We start from the raw sequence: 25,192 nt of genomic DNA, 5'->3' as shown, positions 1-25,192 counted from the left end.
ATCTATGCGGATTGTCCGAACTAACTCATACACTTATATATTACTGGCCTCGTTATGTACAGCGACTTTACAGGTCTTTGGGCAAGCCCCTGCATTGCCTGCACATCCTACCCGAGATAGTGTCACAGTACGATTACTCAATGAAGAAGCTCGTCACGCTTTCCCGAAAAGCGCCGCCAGAACTGAACATTACGCACATGCGGCCCTTGCGCTGAGCGACAGTCTTCATTTCAAACCCGGCATGATGTGGGCCACCCGTAATCTCGCGCTTGCTGAGAACATGAAAGGCAATCTGGAAAAACAGCTGGACCTTACTATCAATGCACTCAAGCTGGCGGAAGAGCTTAATGACGTATATGCGATCGGTGTGCTGAATACTGATATCGGGAATGTGCTGGTAGAGCAGGATCTGCCAAGACAAGCACTCTACTATCAGAAGAAAGCACTTCGCATCAAGCAATCCCTTAATCAGCCTGCAGAGATTGCAAAAACGCTAAACAGTATCGGCGGCAGCTATATCCGCTTACATATCCTGGATTCCGCATTGCATTTTATGCAGGAATCTGAGAAGATTAAGTTGGCGCTCAATGATCGCCGGGGATTGGCAGTAACATATGAAAATATCGGCCTGATCTATCTTGAGCAACAGAAATATGCTGAAGCGTTCCCCTATTTCAAAACCTCGGAAGAATATTATAAGGAGTCTGACAACCTCAATGGCATCGTGAAAGCCCATCTGAATATGGGCTTAGCACAGACGATGCTGCACCAATATGAGCCTGCGGCAGCACACCTTCAAAATGCTGCGCAACTCAACAAAAGCCTGAACAATATAAGGAATAGCATGATCTATCACAGGAACATGGCCGTGCTGGATTCAGCCCGTGGTAATTATGCCACTGCCTTGCAGAACTTCAAACAGTTCAGTAACATGAACGAAGAGATGTTCAGTCTTGAGAAAGCCAAGTTCATTGCCAATACGAAAGAAAAATATGAGTCGGAAAAAAAGCAGCATGAGAACCAGCTCTTGCGTAAAGAGCAGCTGCTGCATCTTGCTACTATCCACCAGCAACGTCTGCTGGTGATCTTCTGCGGCATACTATTACTAGGGCTTTTTGTCATCACTGCCATATTGTACACGATGTACAGACGGCAGCAGGATTTGTATAAACAACTCAACTACCGTAACAACCAGGTACAGCAGCAAAATCTGATCATAACTGAGCAGAACATTGCGCTTGCTAACGGTAACCAGGTAAAGGACAAGATATTTTCTGTGATATCTCACGATCTGCGCTCTCCCCTGGCCATTCTTGAAGGATTGTTATTTTTGCTGAGGGATAAAAAGATGTCGGAAGAGCAGTTCCGCCTCTTCTCTGACGAGCTGTGGCGAGACGTAAAGAACACGGCTTATATGATGGACAACCTGCTTCAGTGGGCCAGCAGTCAGATGAAAGGTATCCATGTTATGCCTGATGACTGTGACATCAGTACGTTGCTACGTAGTGAGTTTGAGCTGTTACAGTCTCTCGCCAGACAGAAAGAAATCACGCTTACACATGACCTGCAACACCCTATCATGGTGTATGCCGATGCGAATATGATACGGCTGGTATTGCGTAATCTCATCAATAATGCCATCAAATTTACTCCCTTACTCGGTAGTGTACATATCACCTATCTGCTGCAGCCAGAGAAGCTGGAGCTGATCATACAGGACAATGGTGTAGGTATTGCACCGGCTGATCAACAGAAAGTCTTTTCCAATATTTACTACTCAACCAGTGGCACTCAACACGAGAAGGGATGTGGACTGGGTCTGCCTTTGTCAAAGGACTTTATTGAGCGTAACAACGGAAAAATCTGGTTCCACAGCGTTGCGGGTAAAGGCACAGCATTTCACTTCACCATACCATTATCTACAGATGAAGAGCATCTTGGAAGAGGATATACTATTATCGTGAAGGACGGGCAGGAACACAATCAGCGCATTATTCGCAATAACTAACGGTTATGTAATTCCGTTGTTCCGGCAGTTGTAACAAACAAACTTACATCTCTGATCATCTCTGAAAATATTACCGGGGGCACATCTTCCAGGGCTAATGGTTCTCCTTCCCTGTAAAAATTCAGCAGGTCAGTAACCACAGTATCTTCTTCTTTTCTGTCAGCAAAAAAGTTCACGCGGATATCCCATTCTGCCAAAGCTATATGCGGTACGTATGACCAGTTATTAGGCGCATGCTGACGTAGCGTCCAGCCCCGCTGACTGATAATGTTTCTGAACTTCTGCCTGTTCAGTACCTGACAGGCAAAGCGGGAAGAAAAGAATCCATCCGCCAATTCTTCCTGCGTAGGCGTATAGGTTTGCCTGTTAACCTGTTCAAAGGGCTGATCCACCTCCAGTGCAGACAAAAAGGTGCGCCATGCTTTGACTGTCTTTGCCGGCTCATTCATCGGGTGCCACAGCGTTACCTGTGTATCAGCATCCACATTCACTGGTTTGCCTTTATAATCAACAAAATGTCCGTCGTGATAGAAACATGCCGTCTGGGTACCGTTGGTATGAAAGTTCCATATCAGGCGGACTGTAAGCTTTCTAATCAACGGATGTTCCAGGTAACAGCTTTTCCAATGTGTGTATGTCCAGGGATGTTGCCGCAGAAAAGAGCGTTCAAGCCTTACACAACTGCTCTTCAGTGTTGCATCAATATATCGCGTCAGTTTTCTGAACTCCTTCAATGCCGTATTCCGGGAACGGGCAGCTACTTTGATCTGCTGGCCGTCCCTCTCCCATGATAACGCTGATTTCCCCGAATCCTGTAAAATATAAACTCCGGTGATATCTCCGAAGGGCATCCGTAAAATGCCCTGCTGATCAACTCCGAAATCAGGCACTATAAACTCTTCCAGCTCATGCAGCGGAATATCATTTTGCTGTGCCAGATCGTGTAATATTCTATCGACACTTTTCAGCGTAGTACCATTTCTGACAACTCCTCTGAAGCGGGCAATCCTGCTAAGGGCCTCTTTGAAGGGAAGGAACGTGAACGCATAGAGGCAGGCAGTGCCGGTCTTTGCAGATAATGGTCCGTTAGGCCCTTTCTTCCTGTAAGCCCAGCTGGCGTATGTCTCCAATTGCTCCAGCAGCGCCTTGTTACCGGGAATTGCGCTACACCAGATAAAGGCTTTCAGCATATTGTGGTTGATGGCGCTGAGGTATTCAATATTGTAATCGGTGAAGCTGTGCCTGCGACCAGCATGAACCGCCATCAGCTGTCCCTGACAGAAAGAAATCCAGTCTTTCAGCCTGGTAATGAAGTATTCAGGATCTATCCGGTTGACAAGCTCTTTTGCGCGCTTCCACCATTTCTGTGTAGGGGCGCTGCCTTCACCTGCGATCAGGCAATGTTCTATAAAGGCACTCCAATATTCGCGCTGTCGCGTACTTCTTATACCCGAGAGGTATTCCAGCACCAGTACGCCAAGAGGGTCTCTCCTGCTAACCAGCGGTTCGGGACCTCCGTGCATCAGGATATCGATCTGTATATTAACACGGTCTTCCGCTACAGTGACGCTTTTTTTCTCCGATGTGTCCAGCAATTCCAGGCAATGCATCAGTGTATCAGTAAGCCTGCCTTTTTTTATCACCTTAGCCCGTATCAACTTAAAAAGTTCCGGCCTCGGAAACCACCAGTCACTGGTCCGTTTCAGGGTAGTTGCATGCCATTGGAACATGATATGGAAGCATTGCTCATCGGATGTAAATACTGCAAGATATTTGATCAGCCCTGAGGCATCCACGGCTTCAGGTAAATTATCTGCCTGTATTTTTCCGATCCAGAAGTCTGTAAACTGCATAGCTTCAGTAATGTAGAGGTGTAACAATGAGGGTGTCAGCGTCACCTAATTTATGTAAAAACCAGCGATTAAAAAAAAGGAAGGCGGACCTATAGATGAATCAGGCAGGAAAATTGTTCTGGTAAAAGCGTATTAAAAAATCTGTACTTTCGATATATAAATAATTAAAATATGCGCTGGCAAAACAGAAGATTAAGCGATAACGTAGAAGACCGTCGCGGTGGCGGCGGTGGTGGTGGTATGAGAACGATTGGCATCGGTGGTGGAATTGGTGGTATCATCATTATCGTCCTGGCTTTATTATTTAACCAGGACCCTCAACAGGCATTACAATCCATTCAGCAGGGTGGCAATGGCGCTGCACAGACCGAGTCTAAAGCGGTTACCGGCAGCAGTGATGAAATCTCCCGTTTTGCCTCCACAGTATTGGCGGACACAGAGGATGTATGGCGTCAGCTGTTTTCGCAGATGAATAAGAATTATCAGGATGCAGGAATGGTATTATATACCGACTATGATCAATCCGGCTGTGGCGCGGCGCAAGCTGCTATGGGACCGTTTTATTGTCCTGCGGATGAAAAAGTATACCTGGATCTCAACTTCTTCAATGAGATGGAGCAACGCTTCAAAGTAGCCGGCGATTTCGCAATGGCATATGTCATTGCGCACGAGGTGGGGCATCATGTGCAGAACCTTTTGGGTACAAGCCGTAAGGTACAGTCCATGCGTTCTCAGCTGAGTGAGCGTGAGTACAACAAACTTTCTGTCATGTTAGAGCTGCAGGCCGACTTTTTTGCGGGGGTGTGGGCGCACCATGCACAGAAAATGCAGAATATCCTTGAACCAGGTGATATTGAAGAAGCCCTGAATGCAGCTAGCGCCGTTGGCGATGATGCACTACAAAAAGCGTCTTCCGGCCGCGTAGTACCGGATGCCTTTACACATGGTACTTCAGAGCAGCGGATGCGATGGTTCAAGAAAGGCTTTGAAACCGGGGATATCCGGCAAGGCGATACCTTCAACGCTCCTAACCTTTAACATATCAAGCCGCCTTAATTAAGGCGGCTTTTTCTTTGCTGCTTCCCCGGTAAAGTGTTAATTTTGTAATTACTCCTCTCCTTTTGTCCACCTCCCTTTCTCATTGATAACCAATCCCTAGCAAATATCAAGTCCACCTCAAGTCCACCTCATCACCGCGGTGATATAACCCGTATAAGGTTTGAATATTATAATTACTATCCTTTGTCTTCGTTCGTCAGATACTGATATACGATCTCGAAGACATTATTCGGTTTCCTATATCGTATCCCTAAGTTAGCAACCGCGAATAGCCGGCTGTGGCTGAACTGGCCACTGCTTCCCTATACCCTATTCACAGCACAATTCGGCGTACCTTATTTTCCGTAACTTTACTATATGTCAAACCCTGCCATTTCATATACGCGCATCACTAGAGTACAGGATACCATTGTAACGGCAACAGACGATGTACTGGCGGCAGAAGAACCGCTGGAAATACAGCTTATCTATGGACCGGCTGAAAACAGACAACAACAGTCTATTGCGGTAACTATGCGAACTCCAGGGCAGGACGCAGAACTGGCAACGGGCTTTTTGTTTACAGAAGGTATTATCAAAACCGGGAAGGACATTAAAGCGGTCAGCTCAGAAAGTGAGACGACCAACATCATACTGGTTAGCCTCAACGAAGAGGTGGAGCCATTACTTGCCAGTGCACAACGGAATTTCGTTGCAAGTGCTGCCTGTGGCATGTGCGGCAAGCCCGACCTGCATGCGGTGTATACTGGAGTAGCGGTAAATAAAGGGGACACAGTGACTACATCATGGTCGTCATCGCTGATCACGCAATTGCCCGATATATTGCGGCAGCAACAACAGCTCTTCGACGATACCGGCGGTATACATGCGGCCGCGCTGTTTGACCACTCAGGAGCACTTCAGGTATTACGGGAGGATATTGGCAGACATAATGCTGTCGATAAACTGATTGGCGCGGCACTTCGCCAGCAGTTGCTGCCAATGGAGCAATACCTGCTGCTACTCAGCGGTCGTGCAGGGTTTGAACTTATTCAAAAAGCTGCCATGGCAGGAATCAAAGTCATTGCCGCCGTCGGTGCACCTTCCGGTATGGCGGTGAAAATGGCCCGTGAATGGGATATTACCCTGATTGGATTTCTCAGAGAACAACGATTTAATATTTATCATGGCGAACATAGGATTATGATTGCTAATCAGTCAGTGTCTGACAACAAATAGCCGTCTTATCCCTATGGGATGCCAGAACAACATACCTCATTGAAAGAGCCGCTTATGAGCCACGAACATACCGACGCTTCCCAGAATCCTGCACATTTTACCGGACATGTCCGGCTGGGTAAACCTAAATCAGCCGCCGCAGGACTGCCTGCAGTCATCTCCAGTGCCCGACATATCCTGCAGGAGATGGATGCTATCCGTGGCATGAAAGCCCTGCTCAAGTTGAACCAGAAGAACGGGTTCGATTGTCCCGGTTGCGCATGGCCCGACCCCGATGATGAACGCTCTGCCGTAGCAGAATACTGTGAAAATGGCGCAAAAGCTGTGGCAGAAGAAGCTACCAGTAAGAAACTGGATGCGAAATTTTTCGCAAAGAACAGCGTCGCTGACCTTGGGCAACTCACTGATTACGAAATAGGGAAAAAAGGACGTGTAGCGCAGCCCGTATACCTGGCACCGGATGCGACCCATTATCGTCCTATCTCGTGGGAACAGGCATTCGGGAAGATCGCGGAACATCTTAATACGCTTGCCTCACCCGATGAAGCTATATTTTATACCTCGGGACGTACCAGCAATGAAGCGGCATTCCTGTATCAGCTGTTCGTGAGGGAGTATGGAACGAATAATCTGCCTGACTGCTCCAATATGTGTCATGAATCCAGTGGGGTTGCACTGTCAGACACCCTGGGTATCGGTAAAGGCTCTGTTACACTGGATGACCTGTACGAGGCAGAAGTCATCATTATATTAGGCCAGAATCCAGGTACGAATCACCCCCGTATGCTGTCTGCCCTGCAGAAAGCAAAGAAGAATGGCGTAAAGATCATTGCGGTCAATCCGTTACCGGAGACAGGCTTGCTGAATTTCATGAATCCCCAGACGGTTAAGGGAATGCTACACGTGCCTACTCACCTGACGGACCTTTTCCTCCAGGTAAAGATCAACGGAGACATGGCCCTGCTACAGGCCATCGCCCTGTTGCTGCTGCGGGAAGAAGACAAGCAACCCGGCACAGTGTTCGATCACCAGTTTATCCAGGATCATACCAGTGGCGCCGAAGGCTATATAGCCCATCTGCGTGAGCTGCAACTTGACCAGCTGGCTGCTGCCGCAGGCATCCCCGTGGGACAGATAGAAGAAGCGGCAGCAATGCTGCTCCATAAGAAGAAGATCGTAGCCTGCTGGGCAATGGGGTTGACACAGCATAAAAACGCAGTAGATACTATCAAGGAGATCGTGAACCTGCTGCTGCTGAAAGGTAGCGTAGGCAAACCAGGCGCTGGTACCTGCCCCGTACGCGGACATAGCAACGTACAAGGCGACCGGACAATGGGTATCTATGAAAAGCCTTCGCCGGTGTTGCTGAATACCATTGAGGCGGTGTATGGATTCGCCCCTCCGCGCAAACATGGCTTCGATACCGTAAACGCTATCAGGGCCATGCGGGATGGAAAAGCGAAAGTCTTCTTTGCTATGGGGGGTAATTTCCTGTCTGCTACTCCGGATACCGTAGTCACAGCACAGGCATTACGCAATTGTGCGCTGACAGTACATGTATCTACCAAGCTGAATCGCAGTCACCTGGTACATGGCAGGGAAGCCATCATTCTACCCACCCTGGGCCGCAGTGACCAGGATATTCAACAGGGAGAAAAGCAGTTTGTCACCTGCGAAAACTCTATGGGCGTGATACAGATGTCCAAAGGGAATCTGCCCCCGGTATCTGACCAGCTGCTTAGTGAACCGGCCATTATCTGCCGGCTGGCAGAAGCTACGCTGGGTAACCGCTCAAAAATAAACTGGCAGCCTTACCTCAAACACTATGATTACATCCGGGAGGATATAGAAAAGGTTATCCCCGGATTCACTAATTATAATACCCGGGTCAGACATCCAGGTGGATTCTATCTGCCCAATAATGCCCGTGACGGGAAGTTTGTGACCAGCACAGGAAAGGCCAACTTCAATGTAGCTACGGTGATTGAACAGCAACTGGCAGCAGACGAATATATGATGATGACCATCCGTAGTCATGATCAGTTCAATACAACTATCTATGGCCTGGATGACCGCTATCGCGGAATATACCAGGAAAGAAGAGTGATATTGATGAATGCGAAAGATATAAAGGCGGCAGGACTTCGGGATAATGATGTGGTAGATCTGATCAATACCTATGAGGGAGTGGAACGAATCGTGCATCGATTCCTGGTAATTGCTTATAATATCCCGGAGAAATGTACGGCAACCTATTTCCCGGAAGCTAATGCATTGGTACCACTAAACAGCGTTGCCGATAAAAGCAATACGCCCACGTCCAAACTTGTGATTATTAAGATCCGGAAATCATCTGAACTGTAAGAATGCCGGTGCCCGCAGGGAGAAGATATTAAAGCGGAAGTCAACGGTCGTTGTGGCTTCCCAGAAGAATGAGCGCATTGGATGCGCCGCGTTCGGATAGTAGTTGGCCGAAAATCGCATGGTATTCAGTGACAGGTTTTCGTTCTTGACCCTTACACCAAGTCCTAAGCCGGTATAGACAGGATTCTTGAGCAGATTATTGCTTTGGAAGCTAAGTTGGGATGCCTGTATGGAGGTAAAGAAGTTAAACTTGAATCCCAGGATTTTCAATGGACTGTAATAAATCGTTTCTGTGCGCAGATTTAATCGCTGGTAGCCGCTCAAAGGTACGTCACGGTAGCCCCATACCCCGACTTCCCTGTTGATATTCAAGGGTCTGTAAAAGTACCTGTTCAGGTTACCCAGATAATCGAAGTACAGGAACTGACGTAGTAAGCCGCGGCCAAACCGGAATGCCCGGCTGTAGTATTCGAGCTTCGCATGAATGACCGCATCTTCTGCCACAAAGTTCTGGTAGAAGGTACTTAGCCCTGCCTGTCCGTAGATAATTCCTTTACCGCGGGTTACCCAGAATTTCTCGCCCTCCACGCCAACGTATCCACGGGTACGTCCTTTCCAGGTGTCCCATCCGGCGGTAGCCGATGCGGTATAGCCAAGGGGAATATCCTCAGTACGGCCGAATCCGAAGAAATGGTGCGTTTTGAAAAACTCCTGCCGGAATACGACCGCCTGTGCCAGATAATACCGGTGATTATTATACAATGGATCCAGCTTATACTGTTCCTGCGTGGGTCGCTTGGTAAATAAGAGATTGAAGTGCCTGACGAGCAGGGCGACGTTGGGACGCCTGGAACCAGGATTGCGGCTGTCCTGCTTCAGGATATTGTAACCACCCCATATATCGAGGACGTTATATTGGTAATCCCGGTAGAGTGTATCTGACCGGTTAAACATATTAATGGAGTAATTGGTACTGAAGCTGACACCACCCAGCCATTTAGCCCCGCTTTTATACAAAGGCCTGTCGAAGGCGAAATAATAGCTGCCTTCGTAGGTGCCGGAGTCTAGCGTGTTAAAGTTATTGAGGGTGGTATATCCTCCGGAAAAATCAATAAAAGACCCGAGAATATTATTTTTAGTATATCTGGCCTGAGAGCCGAAAGGCGGATTATCATTACCACTCCAGGAGCCGCCGATGCGTACCCCCTGGCCAGCCCCAAACAGGTTGTCATTGGATACACTGGCACGGATACCAGAAGTACTGAGCCTGGAGAGGTCAAAGCCATATTCGAATACGTCTTTGGTAACTACGAGCAAGTCAATAGAATCTTCCGAAGCGCCGGTATTAATTATATATAACCGGGCATCCTGGATGAACGGACGGCTACGGAGGTAACGCTCGTTGTCAGACATCTCGTAGGGATTGAGGGTATCATTTTCCCTGAAGAAGAGTTGCTGACGGATGACCCATTCTTCGGTATTGAAGTGTAACCGGTTAGCCAGGTTGACCAGTTTCATGGAGGTGGAGAAAGTGGTATCCTTGATATTGCTGGGTCCAAATACATTTACCCGGCGGAAATAGACGTCGCGGATCACCTTACCACTGTAAGGTTTGAAGTAGAGTTCACTTTTGATGATGCTGCTATCGGTTACCGGCGGTTCTGGCACATCCTGGCGGGTTACCTTCCGGATGAGGGAGTCGCGGTATTGCTTACTGCGTAACGAATCGCGGTATACGCGCATACGTCCGAACCAGGAGTTGGAGTACTTTTTAGATACGGGTATGGTATCGCCTTCCAGGATAACGTCTCCCGGTACGACCGTATCGCCTGGAATAGTCGGTACGATGGGTACCACGGGTATGACCGGGAATGTGGGGAAGATGGTATCTTCCGCTGCCGGCATGACCGGCACGGAAGGCTTTACCGGAATAATGGTATCGCGTACGACGGAAGTATGGGTGGGCAGCTTCCGTCCGGGATGACCATGCGCCTCTAAAATTTCAAAGGCCAGGCAACAGCAAATCAAAAAATATGTTAATATTTTTAGCGATTGTCTCACTCGTTCTCAGAAGTAATAAGCAAGCTTCTTCCTTACTAACGTAAAGAATAGGTAACAGTTGTAACAAGATAACTAATTATTGTGCCACTATCACGGTTTCCCATCCGTCATAGCGGGCATTCATCTCCTGAGCAAGCTCCCACAGCATCATTACTGCCGTGTCAATACTTTCTTCGTCTGTACGGTCTGTACGGGAAAGCTTCAGCCCGTAGGGTTGCGGACCTTTTTCATCGATCGGGCGCGCTTCAATGGCAAAGCCAAGTCGCTGTACCTGTTGACCAAAGATTTCTCTCTCGGCTTCGGCGGAGAAGTAAATCCAGTGGTCTACGACACGTTCCCTTTCAGCAATATCCCCATGTTGTTTCAGCGTGCGCAACACTTTGCGGTTCTGGATACGCTGGAACTCCTGAACATCGGGGAACAGGTAGTCAAAGTATAATTCCCATGTTTTGTCTTCTTTCATCCCGCATTCGTACCTGTAATTCGGGAAGCGGGCCATTGCGCTGGCAATACACTGTTCGTAGTCCTGGATATCTGACGTATAAAAGTAAAAGTCTCTAATGCCGTCTGACATTGTACGGCCTACAAAATGTGCCTTTAAGGAGTTTTCAAGTTCCTGTACCAGCCAATCTTCAATCTCACCCAGCATGGAGAACTCTTCTCCATGAGGAAATCCGTCTGGCCTGGGTTGATTCAGATACACTGTTATGAAAAGAGAATACGGCTTCTTGCTCAGCGGAGCGAAGCGGCGTAAACCAAGATCCAGCCCGATAATTGCTGGTTTATCTTCTATATGGCAAGTGTATATGTCCCAGTCAGGTTGGTAAGCGTCAGGCATAATGCATTGATTCGAAAAATGTAACTGTCGGCTGTAAAGATACATAACCCTTCGCGCCATTCATCCATTAGTGCCTCAATCTTTTTTTAAATGGGACTACTTTTATATTAGTTACAGGCTATTTTAAGAAAAGTTAATAAGGATCATGCAGAAAATTGTCTCTTTATGTTTGGGAATGATATTCTCATTCTACACTGTCGTCCACGCACAGCAACCTGGCCAGAAACCAGGGGAAAACGGCTCCCTATACGGAAAACTCGTTGATGCAACTAGCAACGCACCTATTGAATACGCTTCCGTTGCGCTGCTTCGTGCGGCAGATTCCAGCGTGGCTACCGGCATGCTATCAAAACCTAACGGTGACTTTAATTTTCCCGAAATTCCTTTAGGGAAATATATCGTGAAGGTGAATTTCATTGGATATGAAACCGCTTATAAAACAATTTCACTTACCGGAAAAAATAATAGTATAGATATTGGTAATATTAAACTGAGTGCAAATGTAAGAGCTCTGGCCGCTGTGGAGGTTGTAAGTGAGCGTCCGGCATTTCAGATGGCGATAGACAAACGCGTTTTCAATGTGGATAAGAACATTGCCAGCGTAGGTGGTACTGCTACCGACGTATTGAAGCAGGTACCTTCTGTGAACGTTGATATTGATGGGAATGTAAGTGTACGTAATGGTTCTCCGACCATTTTCGTGGATGGCCGTCCTACTACCCTTACCCTCGATCAGATACCGGCAGATGCGATCGCCACTGTAGAAGTGGTGACTAACCCTTCGGCTAAATATGATGCAGAGGGTGTCAGCGGTATTCTGAACATTGTCTTGAAAAAGAACCGCAGAGCGGGTATCAATGGTCAGGTCAATGCCGGCCTATCGACCCTCGGCGGTGGAAACTTCGGTACGGACATCAATATCCGCAGAGAGAAATTCAACCTGTCACTCAGTTATAACCTGAGAAGCCGTAAGGGTAGTGCACACTCGCACCTCTTCCGTAAAAACCTTGGGGCAGACACTACTACATACCTGGACCAGTACAATGATGGCGACAATAGCCGCCGCTTCCAAAACGGACGTATCGGTTTCGACTGGTTCATGGACAACAGAAACACCATCTCTATTGCACAAGGTATTACCGCAGGTGATTTTAAGGATAACAGCGACCTCCGGCTACATGATCTGGATGAAGCCAGAAGAGAGATTCGCTATGGAACCGGTATCGACAACAATGACCGAAACTTCCGTAACTATAGCACTCAGATCGGGTACAAGCATACCTTTGCCAAACAGGGCCATGAACTGACTGCTGACTTCAATTACAACAGGGCTAATTCCAAAGACAGATCAGACTATTCCCTGCAATACTATAATCTTGACAAACAACCAATCGATTCGCCTAACCTGCCGCAGGCACGTTACGGACGGGGCGCTGGAAATACTACATTCATTACAGGCCAGATCGATTATGTAAATCCGCTGACAGAGAACACCAAACTCGAAGCAGGTCTTCGTACTACTACCCGCAAGTTTAATAATGAGCTGAATACAATGGGCAGAGACTACGCTACCGGGCAGTATGTATTGGACTCTTCGCTGTCGAATGACTACCGCTATTCAGAGACTGTGAATGCAGCTTATGTGAGTTATGCAGGCACCGTTGGCAACTTCGGATACCAGGGTGGTCTGCGTGCAGAGCAGTCCTTTTATGATGGAGAAATGCGCAGCATCAATAAGAACAGTTATAAAATAGACTATCCTATCAGCTTGTTTCCCAGCTTGTTCCTCTCCCAGAAATTCAAGGGCGATCATGAGCTGCAGCTGAATTATAGCAGACGTATACGCCGTCCATGGTTCCGCGATCTGCTGCCAAATCTGGAATACACCGGTCAAAGCGCAAGCCGTGGTAACCCGGCACTACGGCCTGAGTTTACCAACTCATTCGAATTGAGCTATCTGAAAGATTTCAATCGAAAACATAACGTGCTGGTATCCCTGTACTTCAGAAATACAGAAAAAGCTATCACTGATTTCTCGACCGATACAACGCTGACCATCAACGGACAGTCACAGAAGGTGGTCTTATCCTACCCGGTGAATGCTAACAGCCGTAATGCTTATGGCGCTGAGTTTACCGTGCGTAACCAGGTGATGAAGGGATGGGACATTACCAGTAACCTGAATATCGCGCAGACAAAAATCAATGCTAACAACCTGCAGAACAACCTTACTAATCAGGGCTTTATATGGTTTGGTAAAGTAAACAGTAACACCCGCCTGGGATGGAACACTTCTTTGCAGGTAACCGGTAACTACGAATCAAAACAGATACTGCCACAGGGAGAAAGAGCGGCGCAGTACTCTGCGGACGTAGCACTACGTAAAGAGTTCCTGAAGGGTAAGAACCTGGTGGTTTCCCTGGCGCTGAATGACGTGTTTAATACAGACCGTAACCTGTCCTATACTACTACAGCATTTTCTGAACAGGAAAGATACCGCAAGCGTGCAACCCGCGAGCTGCGACTGAACGTATCCTACCGCTTTGGTAAAATGGATACACAACTGTTCAAACGGAAAGGCGGCAGAAAAGATGATCAGCAGGAAAACAAAGAAGAGTTTTAATTTAGCCGTCCAAAACCTATTTACTTATGATTGATACTATCAATAATACCGTAACGCTGCGGTTTCTTGCAGAACCATCAGATGTTAATTTTGGAGGAAAAGTGCATGGAGGTGCCGTAATGAAATGGATTGACCAGGCAGGGTATGCCTGTGCGGCCAATTGGAGCGGACAATATTGCGTTACGGTGTATGTGGGTGGTATCCGCTTCTTTAAACCAATCTCTATCGGAGATATGGTGGAGATTACAGCCTCCGTCATCTATACAGGTAATTCAAGTATGCATATTGCCATTAACGTGCAGGCGGGCAACCCACGGCGGCAGGAGCGTGTCAAAACTACTCACTGTGTGATGGTATTTGCTGCTGTAGATGATAATGGTAAAACAGTCCCAGTACCTAAATGGGTTCCTGAAACGCCGGCAGCTATCGAAATGGAGAACTACGCAAAGAAACTGATGGCGCTGAGACAGAATATCGAAGATGAGATGAAGCCTTACATGTAAGCTTCGATCATTGGAAACTGAGACCGGGAAGTCAGCGGATATCTGAGGCGGTGTTCATAATATATAAAAGCAGAAAAGGGAACTAAGTGTTCCCTTTTTGCTTTTTATAGGAAGATGTAATTTAATCAGCGGACGCGCTTAACGAGGATGTTATATTTTGCTGTTAGCCGAGCAGCCTTCTATGCTTAGTGAGAGAACTGCATTTCACTGAGACTTCTGTATAATCCACCATCCATTAATATCAACTCCTGATGAGTGCCTTCTTCCACGAGCTTTCCTTTATCCAGTACAATGATCTTATCTGCCTGACGCACAGTACTCAGGCGGTGGGCAATCACAATAGAGGTACGGCCTTCCATCAGCTTCTCCAATGCATCCTGCACAAGTCTTTCGGACTCTGAGTCGAGTGCGGATGTGGCCTCGTCAAGGATGAGTATACGTGGGTTCTTCAGCACTGCTCTTGCAATGGCGATGCGTTGCCTTTGTCCGCCGGAAAGCTGTATCCCCCTCTCGCCTACAACAGTATCCAGTCCGTCAGGGAAGCGGGCTATAAATTCCCAGGCGTTGGCTTGCCGGGCAGCGGCGGTTACTTCCTCCGTAGTAGCTCCCGGTTTACCATAAGCAATGTTCTCCCGGATAGTGCCTCCAAAGAGGAAGACATCCTGTGGGACAATTGCCATCTGACTGCGTAGCGCAGAAAGCGGGAATGTAGAAGCGTCCTTTCCATTAAACCTTATTGTACCTTCCTGCGGATCATATAAGCGTAATAGCAGGGAGACAATTGTACTTTTCCCCGCGCCACTAGGACCTACCAACGCAATCTGCTGATCTGGAGCAATGTCGAAGGAGACGTTTTGTAATACGGCCTGGTCTTCCCGGGTTGGGTAGTGGAAACTGACATTGTCGAATGATATTTGTCCCGTAAGATGATCTTTTGCGGCTACCATAGTGGTTTCCTCAATTGGTTCTGCCGGTTCGTCAAGTATCTCCAGCAAATGCTCAGTAGCGCCTATGCTTTTCTGAATACTGGTATAAACTTCTGCGAGGCCGGCTACGGAGCCGCCTATAAAGCTGGAGTAGAGTACAAAGGATAGCAGCATGCCCGGATCGAGTTGCCCCTCGGCAATAAGTAACGCCCCTCTCCAGATCACAGCAATCATGGCACCGAATACGCCGATAATCATACTGGCGGCGAACGCACCTCTGAATTTACCTGTTTTCATGCCGGTAGCTGCTACTTCCAGGATCTTCCTCCGGTAACGTTTCATCTCAAAGAACTCGTTGGCAAAGGCTTTGACGTTCAATACTCCCTGCAATGTTTCCTCAACAATTGTATTGGCTTCGGCCACCTGGCTTTGTGCCAGTTTTGAGTAGCGCCTTACGAATTTACCGAAGAAGTATGCAATGACCATCACAACCGGCAGGCAAGCCAGCATCATAAGGGTAAGCTGTACGGAGGTATGCAGTAACAAGGCGATGCCTCCTACAATAATGATCACCTGACGGATAAATTCAGCAATGGTAGTTGTAAAGGTTTCCTGCAGTAAGGAGATATCTGAAGAGATCCTGCTACCCAGTTCACCCACGCGGCGGTTCAGGAAAAACCGCATAGGTAACCTGATGAGATGATTGTAAATATGCTGTCTCAAGGAAGCCAGGGATCGCTCAGTCACATTCACAAACAATATGATACGCAGGTAGCCGAATATACCCTGGGCGATCAGGACTGCAGCCAGCCAAAGCCCAATCTGGTTAATGCGGTGCGGATTACTGATTATCCGCTGACCACCGGCAGCGTCAACAAGTTCGCCAAGTAGTTTTGGAAAGGCCAGGTTGGCCGCGCTCGAAACAAAGAGGAAAAATAGGCCAAGTCCGAATGCCGGCCAATAGGGCTTCACATATTTATAGAGTCTCAATGTTCGTTTAAGTGCGGCTGCACGAATTGGCTTCTTTTGTTGTGTACTTTCTTCTTGCATCTGTTTCCAGGAGTTACGGATAAGGAGGAATAAACTATCCGGATTATTAAAAAATCAGGCTTTAATCTGAGTTGTATAGGTGATGACGGGCAGGAAAGGTAAATATTTTATGCTTGCTGTAAATAAATAAAGGAGACCCGGAGGCCTCCTTCTTCTAAAAGACGATAGTCAATTACGAATGTACGCCTGTATGGCGTAAACTGAGTTTGTTCTAAAAACGTCAGTCCGTTTACGAATACAACTGCTATAACTCTAATACAGTATTGTAATGACGACTTAAATAGCCAATCTACGTCGTTCAAATTATTTGGGGTCTTAATGGTGTTGACCATCTCCGCCAACGACCACCAGGCAGCTATTATCAGATGATAAGTAACGGTACCCGCAAGCTTTATCGTAATTACCTGTTGTCAGTTCTGTTCCTGCTGGAATCGCCAGGATTAACTCCATATCTAGCGGAGTCTTCTCCTGGATTGATAGCGCCTGGCGGAACCTCAGCAGCCGGAGCTGTATCTGGGGTTACAGCTGCATTATCCGAACCTCCTACAGAAGTCGAGTCAGTTGAATGATTTCCTCCGCCATCACCGCATGCGGCCAGGAAGGTACCTCCCGCTATCATCAGCGCGAAGAGAAAGTAATTTTTTTGCGTCTTTTTCATAAACCACGTTTGTCAGTTAACAAATACAAGTTGCTACATATATGTCTCTGTAGAAAATTCCACAATTAGTAGACGAAAATAAACGCCTGACACACATACCGTTACTTAATCGGCATAGAATCAGGTCTTACAGAAGAAGTATCCCCTGCACGGTTCATTGTATCAATGGTGCTGGAGGTATCTGTCTGAATGATGCTGGAAGTATCAGTAGCAGTGCTACTTTCCCTGGAGCTACCGCAGGAGAACAGGAAGATGCTCAGTATAATAGCTAAACAAGTAGTAATACCAATTTTATAGAGGGCCAGACGTAGGGTTATTGCATTATTACCGAGGTCTCTGTTTTGCGTTCTCATGATTAACTTTTTATTTATCCAGGTTAAACAATAAACTTATAAAGAAGTGTAATTCGTCCAATATGCCTAAAGAATTATGCCAAGGCGTACATTTGTGTTTGAACAGCTATATGGAAGAACATATTTTTCAAAATATTGAGCAACATCAGTTCGTCAAAGTAGTCGCTTCTGTATTTATAGGAGGACTGTTAGGACTTGAACGGGAATACCGGCATAAAGCAGCGGGTATGCGTACCCTGACTCTGATCTGTCTCGGAAGTACTCTGTTCACCATCCTGTCAGTTGAACTGGGGTATCCCGGTAGTCCTGACCGTGTGGCCTCCAACATTTTAACTGGCGTAGGCTTTATCGGAGCAGGCGTTATCTTCAAGGGAGACTTTACCATAGATGGTATCACTACCGCTGCAACGATCTGGATTGCCGCGGCCCTAGGCATTGCAGTTGGATTGAGCCACTATGTACTGGCGGCCTTCTCCCTGGTGCTAGTACTATTCCTCCTTTTAGGCCTGAAAGCGCTGGAAGGCAATATTAGCCAATGGCGGGAAAAGCGAATCTACACGATCACCTACCCTGCTGATAAGTATACACCGGAAGACATCATTACTATGTTCCGCAGTCGGAACATCAGGTATAAACTGCTTATACAGACTAAAAAAGACACCCTGATAGAAGACAAGTTTGAGGTAAGCGGTAAACCACAGGAGATTGCCGGACTTACCACTTTGCTGCTGTCAGATAACAATATTGCTCATTTTGCCGTACAGGCAAACCCGCTATAGTAGGAGAATACAATATGCCGCATGCTGATCTTCCTTTACACTACGGTCACGTACCACCATGGCTGGCTCAGAGAATGAGTCTGTTAGGTGGAGCAATAATCGAAACTATCGTCGCAGACTATGGTAAAGGGGAAGTTATCAGACGATTGAGCGATCCTTGCTGGTTCCAGGCATTAGGCTGTGTGATGGGTATGGACTGGCATTCATCAGGGATTACGACGAGTGTACTGGGAGCACTGAAAAAAGCATTGAATCCAAAAGCCCACGAATTGGGTATTTATCTCTGCGGAGGCAAGGGTAAGCACTCCCGACAGACGCCTGCGGAACTGCTGGCCATTGCGGAGAAAACCGGCTTACCCGGGCAGGAACTGGTGCGTAGCAGTAAGCTGGCGGCAAAAGTCGATAATACAGCTATCCAGGATGGCTTCCAACTATACCTCCACTCCTTTATTGTATCTGACGAAGGTGAATGGGCGGTAGTACAACAGGGCATGAACGACGCTAACGGGATGGCCCGCCGGTATCACTGGCACTCGACTGCATTTGAAAAGTTTACAGAAGCACCCCATACATTTATCTACGGACAAAACCAGGGACTGATTCTGAATCTTACCGACCCTGAAGCAAATGCCACTAAAAACGGGATGCTGGAGCTTGTTAAGGAGAAGCCTGCTCATCTGCTACCCGAAATCAGGAAACTGATCATGCCTGACCATCATGAGGTGAAAGCGAAAGACGTAGACTTGAAGCGCCTAGGCAGTGTACTGGCCGTAGCGCATGAAAGACAACTGCATGATTTTGAATCACTGTTACTACTGGAAGGGGTTGGTCCGCGAACATTGCAGTCTTTGACGCTGGTCAGTGAAGTGATCCACGGAACACCTTCCCGTTTCACGGATCCAGCTCGCTTCTCCTTTGCGCATGGCGGAAAGGACGGTCACCCCTTCCCTGTCCCGGTGAACGTATACGACGAAACAATCAGTGTGTTGAAAGATGCTGTGAACAAGGCCAGGATCGGCCAGTCTGATAAACAGGATGCGATACGGAAATTATCAGTACTGGCAGAGCGTGTTGAGAAGGATTTTATTCCGAATGCGCGGCTGGAAGACCTGATCCGGGAGGAAAGGGAGCGTTCGTGGCAGCACGGAGGACGAACAGTTATGGGTAAAGCTATGCCGCCTAAGCCTAAAGGTGGATCCCAGCTTAGCCTGTTTTAGGGTAAAAGCATATCTACTGATATAGCGTTATATCATCCGTTATCGCCCGGTTATCTTACCAGCACTAAAGTTCCCTTCTGCTGTAATTGCTGATTCTTACTATCTGTATAAGTGACAGTCCATACGTAAGTACCTGCCGGCAGCGGTGTTTCTTTAAATCTTCCGTCCCAGACAGCATAAGGATCACGGGATTCATAGACCAGCTCCCCCCAACGGCCATAGACAGCAATATAGTAGGCCGTGACGTCGTCCTGGAGTTTCACGCGAAATATGTCATTCATACCATCGCCGTTAGGACTGAAGGCCGTAGGAACATAGACCCCACAATTACTCCATTCCCGCGTGATCACCGCTACTCCGCTAACCGAACAATTATGCCGGTCTGTCACCGTATACTGATAACTCCCCTCGTCCAGTTTGCCGATTATACTGTCTGCCTGCGAGGTACCGGAATGTACCTCATATGTATAAGGCGCGGTACCACCGGTAGCTGTAAGAACGATCTGGCCATTGGCAGCATTGTTACAAGTAACAGGTTTTGTCTGTACTGCCTGTATATTCAGTTGTTCCGGTTCTGGCATAGTTACCTGCACATCAATACTACATAGCTGGTCTGTGACCTTAATATTATATTGACCACGGGAAAGCTCACTGTAATTACCTGTCCCGGTAACAGGACCATCATCCAGCTGATAGGTGTAAGGCGATTGTCCGCCGGTAGCAGCAATCGCTATCGCGCCGTCGGTTTTACCATAACAACTGATTCCTGTTACTGTAGCAGTTGCCGCAATATCATAAGCCGCTACTGTTACATCCCGGATAGCCGTGGAGCCGGTAGCGCCCCGGATTGTCAGTTTATAGGTACCTGCAGCCAGTCCGGTAACTACACTTGTGGTATAATTACCGGGCATCCACAGATATGTATAGGTATCAATCGGGTTAGGTATCTCTGCCCGGGCAAAACCAGTTGCTGCACCTGGGCAGGACTTGCCGGTAGTTACCACTACCTCCAGCGTTTCACTGATGGGAGACAGATTATCAATATCAGTCACTACGTTGGCTGTATCGCCATCCAATGAGACCGAGGTTATACGTATATAATTGATATCCGATGTTGGAGTGAACACAGCCTCGTATTGCTTCCAGTCTGCATGGGAGAACTTACCGGACGCATACACCTGCGTCTCCGGAGCTCCTTTTGCGCGACTACCCATAATTACCATTGAGCCATAAAATGGTCTATTTAAGTTTGGGTATGGATCAGAAGTGGATGTCTTCAGATCAAATGATAAGGAATACGTTCTACCGGTATATAGCGTCTCATCCAACTGCTGACCTATCGAATGCGACCAAAATTCTATCTGGCCGGGTGGCGTGGAGTAGGAATTACGGTCATACAGGCTATATAATTCGATAAAATAGCGTCCATCCGAAGCAGGTATATCAGCATCCCGGGTAAAGTCAGGACCTACCACAGGGTAAGGCGCATCACTATCCCATTTATCAGCAATAATAGAAGTTCCAGGCGTCTGAGGATCCAGAGATGGGTTCTTAAGATAGATAATCTGTTGGGCAGAAACAGAATTGGTCAGGAAGAACAGCAGGAATAGTAGTGTATATCTATAATAGGTATAATTGTTACTTCGCATTTTATCGATTACTATAAGGCCCAACGGATAATAACAAACCGAATATAGACAATTTATATTACTGCGCCAGTACCAGCGTGCCCTGTTGTTGCCCCAACTGCTTATTACTATCCGTGTACTTCTTTGTCCAGATGTAAAAAGCCGGCGGTTGGTCTCATGGATCAGCCGCCGGCTATTTATACCCTATGCCGGAAAATCCAGCCGGTTTAGGTCCCCCATAGTAATTGGAGCAAAAATTGTACGTCTGGCTACCAAACTTGCAATATGCCATTGTTAGACTATGATAATCTAAAAGTTACCGCCGCTACGGAGATACAAAACAACCTCCGGGAGAACATCATTGTTAAACCCAGGGAATTTCCGATCAATATTATTGCCGGTGCAGACATCTCTTTCAATAAGTTCAGCACAACGGTTTATGCCGGCGTTATCCTGTTACAGTTTCCGGAGCTGGTACCCGTAGGTTACTCTGTTATCAAAAAAGAAGTGCTGTTCCCCTATGTACCGGGTTATCTGGCCTTCCGTGAAGTACCGGCGCTGATGGAAGCCTGGGACAACCTTCCGCAGAAACCCGATCTGCTGGTGGTGGATGGTCATGGCATTGCTCATCCCAGACGAATGGGTATTGCGGCACACTTCGGCGTTGTTGCAGGAACGCCTACTGTTGGTTGCGCCAAGAAGGTACTTTGCGGACAATTTGAAGAACCTGCATCCATAAAAGGAAGTCATTCTCCCTTAATCTTTAAGAATGAGGTAGTTGGTGCTGCCCTACGTACAAAAAATGCCGTCAAACCCGTCTTTGTTTCTCCCGGACATCTCATGGATGTACCCAGTACGATAGACATCATTTCTCAATGTATAGGAAGGTACCGTTTACCTGAGCCCACCCGTATGGCACATAACCTGGTTAACCAGTTCAGATTAGGCGAAATATCGGAAGGATACACTGACCTGAGACAATTGCCTATGTGATCAACCCAGGCGCATTTCCGTCAGATATTTCCAGTAGCGCCTTGGCATATGTTGCAGTTGTAACCGCGGATTTCTCCTGCTTACAATATTGGCTTCCTTGAAATAGGTGTTCCATAAGCGCTGATAAAGCTCCTCTTCAGGTGCCCATACATTTCCTGTTGTATGGTAATGCGGATCATAATCTGCATTGAACTGTAAACGTATGGTTTCCACCTTATCGAGATTGTAATAGATACCGAACCGCCTGCGTTCATCATAGATGATCCAATACTGGTCTGCATACCTTTCCTTAAAATGCCGGGCTATCAGCGGTAGAACGTTGTAGTCCGGAGATACCAGGGAATAATAGATATTGTCTTTTGTCAGCTGGAAACGTACGAACGCCTCCATGCGGTGCTTCTCACGGTGTACCTTCCGGGAAAGCTGGGTAACATGAAGCACGTATTTATTACCAAAATCACCAGATACATCCTGCTCACTGGCAAATACATGCCTGATAAAACCGACCATATTATCCTCTTCGCCAGGCAGTTCTGACAGATAACAACAAAACAGCTGCTGGAGCACTGCTTCCGTCAACTTCTTCGTTAATCCTGCCCAAACCCTGTCAGCATTCGCAGTAATTGTCGGCATAAAGATGACATTCTCAAACAAACCTTTCACATGATCCTGCTCTTTCCTGATCACAACATCCGTCTTCTTCTGCCAGTATAAATCGAATACGGCAGAAAGGAAGCCGTCAAAACTTCCATCATACAACCACGTAGTCATTTTAATAGCATTTAGGTTACTATCTGCAGACTACCAACTATACTAACCACAGCACGCTGATAGCCTGACAGACAATAACATTGAGCAATTCATAGCATAGACAATCTTTCAGATATTGATTCATCATTTAAAACAACTGCAATTGCGGACTATGCGCTTTCACCCATTTACTATGAGATTGCGCCAGCAGTTGTTGCCGGATCTGCTCAGAGGTCAGATCCCTTCGTTCCAGTGCACCGGCCTTACACGTAATAAAATACTTCGCTTTATTTAACTGCACACCCATTAGCTTCAGCTGATCCCAACCGAGTGGTCCATGCATTCGTGCAGCACATATTTTACGTAAACTTTCCATACCAATGCCCGGGACTCTGGCAATCAGCATCTTATCAGCCTTATTGATATCGACAGGAAAGCTGTCCAGATTTCGTAAAGCCCAGGATAGTTTAGGGTCTATGTCTGTATCAAGATTCGGATGTGTATCATTTAGCAACTCCTGCGGCTCAAATCCATAGAATCTCATCAGCCAGTCGGCCTGGTATAGACGATTCTCTCTTAATAACGGCACCTGACTATGTAAACCTGGCAACCTGTTATCACTACTGATCGGCACATACCCTGAATAATACACCCGTTTTAAAGCAAACTGCCTGTAAAACCGGGAAGCCAGGTGCATGATTTCCATATCTGACTCTCCTGCTGCACCAACGATCACCTGCGTACTTTGTCCGGCAGGAACAAATGTCGGCACCTTCTTCAGCACCTTCCGCTCATCATCCAGTCTGATAATCTCATTTTTGAGAAACTGAATGGGCTGAATCATGGCCGGCCGGCTTTTCTCAGGTGCCAGTAACTTCAGACCGGCATCAGTAGGCAGCTCCAGATTAACACTAAGCCTATCCGCGTACAAACCAGCCTCCCGCATCAAATCATCGCTCGCACCAGGTATTGCCTTGAGATGAATATACCCGTTAAAATTATGCTCGGTCCTTAACTTCTTGGCGACTCTTACCAGACGTTCCATCGTATAGTCCGGATCTTTGAAAATGCCTGAACTCAGAAATAAACCCTCAATATAGTTCCGGCGATAAAAGTTAATGGTAAGATCCACCACTTCCTGCACCGTGAAGGCAGCTCGCTTGATATCATTGCTCTTCCGGGATACACAATATGCACAATCGTATATGCATACATTGGTCAATAAGATCTTCAATAACGATACGCAACGGCCGTCCGCAGTATAAGAATGACAGATGCCCATTCCCGGGTGAGCATTACCTAACCCCTTGGTCGTATTTTTTCTGTTACTACCACTGGAAGCACAGGATGCATCATATTTAGCAGCATCCGCCAGTATTGCGAGTTTTTCCTGAATCCTCTCCATAACAATCTTCTAAGAAACTAAATTACTAATATTTTTAGTAAATACTAAATTAATTAGAGGTAGTGTCCGCTCATAATATCGCTGATCTGTTTCCAGCAGGGCTTCTTCGGCGACTAACTATTTTTTCGTACCTTTATATTGAGGGGGGTGATGTTGACTGAAGTGCCATTATCGTGTTCTGTTGCAAGCTATTATAATATCGCAGATCACTTTGGGGCGACTCTTTATATATTTAAGTTCACGGTGTTATCGTAGCTTAGACTACTATTGAACTACCCTAGCCATGTTCAAGTCCATCTTGTTGCCGTCGCTTCGACTACCCTAGGACTACCTTAGCTATACTTAAGTCCACCTTCTTATCGTCGCTTCGACTCCCCTAAGACTACCTTAGCTATATTCAAGTCTACCTTTTTACCGTCGCTTCGACTACCCTAGGACTACCCTAGCTATATTCAAGTCCACCTTGTTGCCGTCGCTTCGACTACCCTAAGACTACCTTAGCTGTATTCAAGTCCACCTTCTTATCGTCGCTTAGACTACCCTAGAACTACCCTTGTTATATTCAAGTCCACCTTCTTACCGTCGCTTCGACTACCCTAAGATTACCTTAGCTATATTCAAGTCCACCTTGTTGCCGTCGCTTCGACTACCCTAGGACTACCTTAGCTATATTTAAGTCCACCTTCTTACCGTCGCTTCGACTACCCTAGGACTACCTTAGCTATATTCAAGTCCACCTTCTTACCGTCGCTTTATATGCGGAATTGTATAGTATTCCCTTTGGTCCGCAGAACAACGTCACTAGTCTTCTTTACGCAGTGTTTTCAGCAACTAGCCGCCGATGTTTCGCAGCCGGACTACATCTCCTCTAAAAATCATCCATTATAAATGAAATGAAATGATGAG

Annotated in this window: 19 protein-coding genes; 9 read left to right on the top strand and 10 right to left on the bottom strand. The window is 47.0% G+C overall.

Going from position 1 to position 25,192, the window contains the following annotated elements; genetic code table 11:
- Positions 1-4 precede the first annotated feature (4 nt).
- Positions 5-2,008 (top strand): ATP-binding protein, encoded by a 2,004-nt coding sequence (locus K1Y79_RS21495; RefSeq protein WP_220252254.1) that lies wholly within the window; start codon positions 5-7, stop codon positions 2,006-2,008.
- Here the strand turns inward: K1Y79_RS21495 and K1Y79_RS21490 are convergent.
- Entirely contained in the window at positions 2,005-3,906 is a 1,902-nt protein-coding gene (locus K1Y79_RS21490; RefSeq protein WP_220252253.1) for a DUF4132 domain-containing protein, read from the bottom strand. The two genes, K1Y79_RS21495 and K1Y79_RS21490, sit on opposite strands and share 4 nt — an antisense overlap.
- Positions 3,907-4,032: 126 nt before the next feature.
- On the opposite strand from K1Y79_RS21490, the gene ypfJ reads away from it, so the two are divergent.
- The 3 genes from ypfJ (at position 4,033) to K1Y79_RS21475 (ending at position 8,502) form a co-directional block, all read left to right on the top strand.
- Entirely contained in the window at positions 4,033-4,899 is an 867-nt protein-coding gene (ypfJ, locus tag K1Y79_RS21485) for a KPN_02809 family neutral zinc metallopeptidase (protein WP_220252252.1), read from the top strand.
- A gap of 378 nt (positions 4,900-5,277) precedes the next feature.
- The gene (gene fdhD / locus K1Y79_RS21480) at positions 5,278-6,138 is read left to right on the top strand and encodes a formate dehydrogenase accessory sulfurtransferase FdhD (protein ID WP_220252251.1); all 861 of its coding nucleotides are present in this window, start codon (positions 5,278-5,280) and stop codon (positions 6,136-6,138) included.
- Positions 6,139-6,156: 18 nt separating this feature from the next.
- The gene (locus K1Y79_RS21475; protein ID WP_236059765.1) at positions 6,157-8,502 is read left to right on the top strand and encodes an FdhF/YdeP family oxidoreductase; all 2,346 of its coding nucleotides are present in this window, start codon (positions 6,157-6,159) and stop codon (positions 8,500-8,502) included.
- Here K1Y79_RS21475 and K1Y79_RS21470 read toward each other — a convergent pair.
- On the bottom strand, positions 8,488-10,530 hold the full coding sequence (locus tag K1Y79_RS21470) for a BamA/TamA family outer membrane protein (RefSeq protein ID WP_220252250.1): 2,043 nt from the start codon (positions 10,528-10,530) through the stop codon (positions 8,488-8,490). The two genes, K1Y79_RS21475 and K1Y79_RS21470, sit on opposite strands and share 15 nt — an antisense overlap.
- Before the next feature lie 109 nt (positions 10,531-10,639).
- The gene (locus K1Y79_RS21465; RefSeq protein WP_220252249.1) at positions 10,640-11,401 is read right to left on the bottom strand and encodes a DUF695 domain-containing protein; all 762 of its coding nucleotides are present in this window, start codon (positions 11,399-11,401) and stop codon (positions 10,640-10,642) included.
- Positions 11,402-11,546: 145 nt separating this feature from the next.
- On the opposite strand from K1Y79_RS21465, the gene K1Y79_RS21460 reads away from it, so the two are divergent.
- Together K1Y79_RS21460 and K1Y79_RS21455 are read left to right on the top strand one after the other, a co-directional pair.
- Positions 11,547-14,024, top strand: coding sequence for a TonB-dependent receptor domain-containing protein (locus tag K1Y79_RS21460; protein ID WP_220252248.1), 2,478 nt, complete (start codon positions 11,547-11,549; stop codon positions 14,022-14,024).
- 26 nt (positions 14,025-14,050) lie between these two features.
- Positions 14,051-14,527 (top strand): acyl-CoA thioesterase, encoded by a 477-nt coding sequence (locus tag K1Y79_RS21455; protein ID WP_220252247.1) that lies wholly within the window; start codon positions 14,051-14,053, stop codon positions 14,525-14,527.
- 185 nt (positions 14,528-14,712) lie between these two features.
- Here K1Y79_RS21455 and K1Y79_RS21450 read toward each other — a convergent pair whose 3' ends face one another.
- The 4 genes from K1Y79_RS21450 to K1Y79_RS21440 form a co-directional block, all read right to left on the bottom strand.
- Positions 14,713-16,503, bottom strand: coding sequence for an ABC transporter ATP-binding protein (locus K1Y79_RS21450; RefSeq protein ID WP_220252246.1), 1,791 nt, complete (start codon positions 16,501-16,503; stop codon positions 14,713-14,715).
- A 107-nt stretch (positions 16,504-16,610) separates the two neighbouring features.
- On the bottom strand, positions 16,611-16,835 hold the full coding sequence (locus tag K1Y79_RS29565; RefSeq protein ID WP_394370779.1) for a pantoate--beta-alanine ligase: 225 nt from the start codon (positions 16,833-16,835) through the stop codon (positions 16,611-16,613).
- Positions 16,836-16,903: 68 nt separating this feature from the next.
- The gene (locus tag K1Y79_RS21445) at positions 16,904-17,161 is read right to left on the bottom strand and encodes a hypothetical protein (RefSeq protein ID WP_220252245.1); all 258 of its coding nucleotides are present in this window, start codon (positions 17,159-17,161) and stop codon (positions 16,904-16,906) included.
- A 101-nt stretch (positions 17,162-17,262) separates the two neighbouring features.
- Positions 17,263-17,514 (bottom strand): hypothetical protein, encoded by a 252-nt coding sequence (locus K1Y79_RS21440; RefSeq protein WP_220252244.1) that lies wholly within the window; start codon positions 17,512-17,514, stop codon positions 17,263-17,265.
- Between the two features lie 110 nt (positions 17,515-17,624).
- On the opposite strand from K1Y79_RS21440, the gene K1Y79_RS21435 reads away from it, so the two are divergent.
- On the top strand, positions 17,625-18,293 hold the full coding sequence (locus K1Y79_RS21435) for an MgtC/SapB family protein (protein WP_220252243.1): 669 nt from the start codon (positions 17,625-17,627) through the stop codon (positions 18,291-18,293).
- A gap of 14 nt (positions 18,294-18,307) precedes the next feature.
- Positions 18,308-19,510 carry a DUF763 domain-containing protein gene (locus K1Y79_RS21430; protein ID WP_220252242.1) on the top strand — a complete coding sequence of 401 codons (1,203 nt, stop codon included), beginning with the start codon at positions 18,308-18,310 and terminating at the stop codon, positions 19,508-19,510.
- Between the two features lie 50 nt (positions 19,511-19,560).
- Here the strand turns inward: K1Y79_RS21430 and K1Y79_RS21425 are convergent, their stop codons facing one another.
- Entirely contained in the window at positions 19,561-21,159 is a 1,599-nt protein-coding gene (locus K1Y79_RS21425) for a T9SS type B sorting domain-containing protein (protein WP_220252241.1), read from the bottom strand.
- 264 nt (positions 21,160-21,423) lie between these two features.
- Between K1Y79_RS21425 and nfi the strand changes: the two genes are divergently transcribed.
- Positions 21,424-22,131: a deoxyribonuclease V gene (gene nfi, locus K1Y79_RS21420; RefSeq protein WP_220252240.1), complete on the top strand. Its 708-nt coding sequence runs from the start codon at positions 21,424-21,426 to the stop codon at positions 22,129-22,131.
- Here the strand turns inward: nfi and K1Y79_RS21415 are convergent, their stop codons facing one another.
- Together K1Y79_RS21415 and K1Y79_RS21410 are read right to left on the bottom strand one after the other, a co-directional pair.
- Entirely contained in the window at positions 22,132-22,902 is a 771-nt protein-coding gene (locus tag K1Y79_RS21415) for a TIGR03915 family putative DNA repair protein (protein WP_220252239.1), read from the bottom strand.
- A gap of 127 nt (positions 22,903-23,029) precedes the next feature.
- Positions 23,030-24,286, bottom strand: a complete 1,257-nt coding sequence (locus tag K1Y79_RS21410; protein ID WP_220252238.1) for a putative DNA modification/repair radical SAM protein — start codon at positions 24,284-24,286, stop codon at positions 23,030-23,032.
- Positions 24,287-25,192: the final 906 nt, after the last annotated feature.

The sequence above is a fragment of the Chitinophaga rhizophila genome, from assembly GCF_019492185.1.
GTDB classification, from domain to species: Bacteria; Bacteroidota; Bacteroidia; order Chitinophagales; family Chitinophagaceae; genus Chitinophaga; species Chitinophaga rhizophila.
This window is presented reverse-complemented; position numbering and strand designations above follow the sequence as displayed.

What these genes read in the sequence shown, in the direction of transcription:
- K1Y79_RS21440 (WP_220252244.1), bottom strand. Translation starts at nt 17,514, where the DNA reads ATGAGAACGCAAAACAGAGACCTCGGTAATAATGCAATAACCCTACGT.
- K1Y79_RS21455 (WP_220252247.1), top strand. Translation starts at nt 14,051, where the DNA reads ATGATTGATACTATCAATAATACCGTAACGCTGCGGTTTCTTGCAGAA.
- K1Y79_RS21445 (WP_220252245.1), bottom strand. Translation starts at nt 17,161, where the DNA reads ATGAAAAAGACGCAAAAAAATTACTTTCTCTTCGCGCTGATGATAGCG.
- K1Y79_RS21495 (WP_220252254.1), top strand. Translation starts at nt 5, where the DNA reads ATGCGGATTGTCCGAACTAACTCATACACTTATATATTACTGGCCTCG.
- K1Y79_RS21450 (WP_220252246.1), bottom strand. Translation starts at nt 16,503, where the DNA reads ATGCAAGAAGAAAGTACACAACAAAAGAAGCCAATTCGTGCAGCCGCA.
- K1Y79_RS29565 (WP_394370779.1), bottom strand. Translation starts at nt 16,835, where the DNA reads ATGGTCAACACCATTAAGACCCCAAATAATTTGAACGACGTAGATTGG.
- ypfJ (WP_220252252.1), top strand. Translation starts at nt 4,033, where the DNA reads ATGCGCTGGCAAAACAGAAGATTAAGCGATAACGTAGAAGACCGTCGC.
- K1Y79_RS21460 (WP_220252248.1), top strand. Translation starts at nt 11,547, where the DNA reads ATGCAGAAAATTGTCTCTTTATGTTTGGGAATGATATTCTCATTCTAC.
- K1Y79_RS21425 (WP_220252241.1), bottom strand. Translation starts at nt 21,159, where the DNA reads ATGCGAAGTAACAATTATACCTATTATAGATATACACTACTATTCCTG.
- K1Y79_RS21435 (WP_220252243.1), top strand. Translation starts at nt 17,625, where the DNA reads ATGGAAGAACATATTTTTCAAAATATTGAGCAACATCAGTTCGTCAAA.
- nfi (WP_220252240.1), top strand. Translation starts at nt 21,424, where the DNA reads ATGCCATTGTTAGACTATGATAATCTAAAAGTTACCGCCGCTACGGAG.
- K1Y79_RS21465 (WP_220252249.1), bottom strand. Translation starts at nt 11,401, where the DNA reads ATGCCTGACGCTTACCAACCTGACTGGGACATATACACTTGCCATATA.
- K1Y79_RS21415 (WP_220252239.1), bottom strand. Translation starts at nt 22,902, where the DNA reads ATGACTACGTGGTTGTATGATGGAAGTTTTGACGGCTTCCTTTCTGCC.
- fdhD (WP_220252251.1), top strand. Translation starts at nt 5,278, where the DNA reads ATGTCAAACCCTGCCATTTCATATACGCGCATCACTAGAGTACAGGAT.
- K1Y79_RS21475 (WP_236059765.1), top strand. Translation starts at nt 6,157, where the DNA reads ATGCCAGAACAACATACCTCATTGAAAGAGCCGCTTATGAGCCACGAA.
- K1Y79_RS21430 (WP_220252242.1), top strand. Translation starts at nt 18,308, where the DNA reads ATGCCGCATGCTGATCTTCCTTTACACTACGGTCACGTACCACCATGG.
- K1Y79_RS21410 (WP_220252238.1), bottom strand. Translation starts at nt 24,286, where the DNA reads ATGGAGAGGATTCAGGAAAAACTCGCAATACTGGCGGATGCTGCTAAA.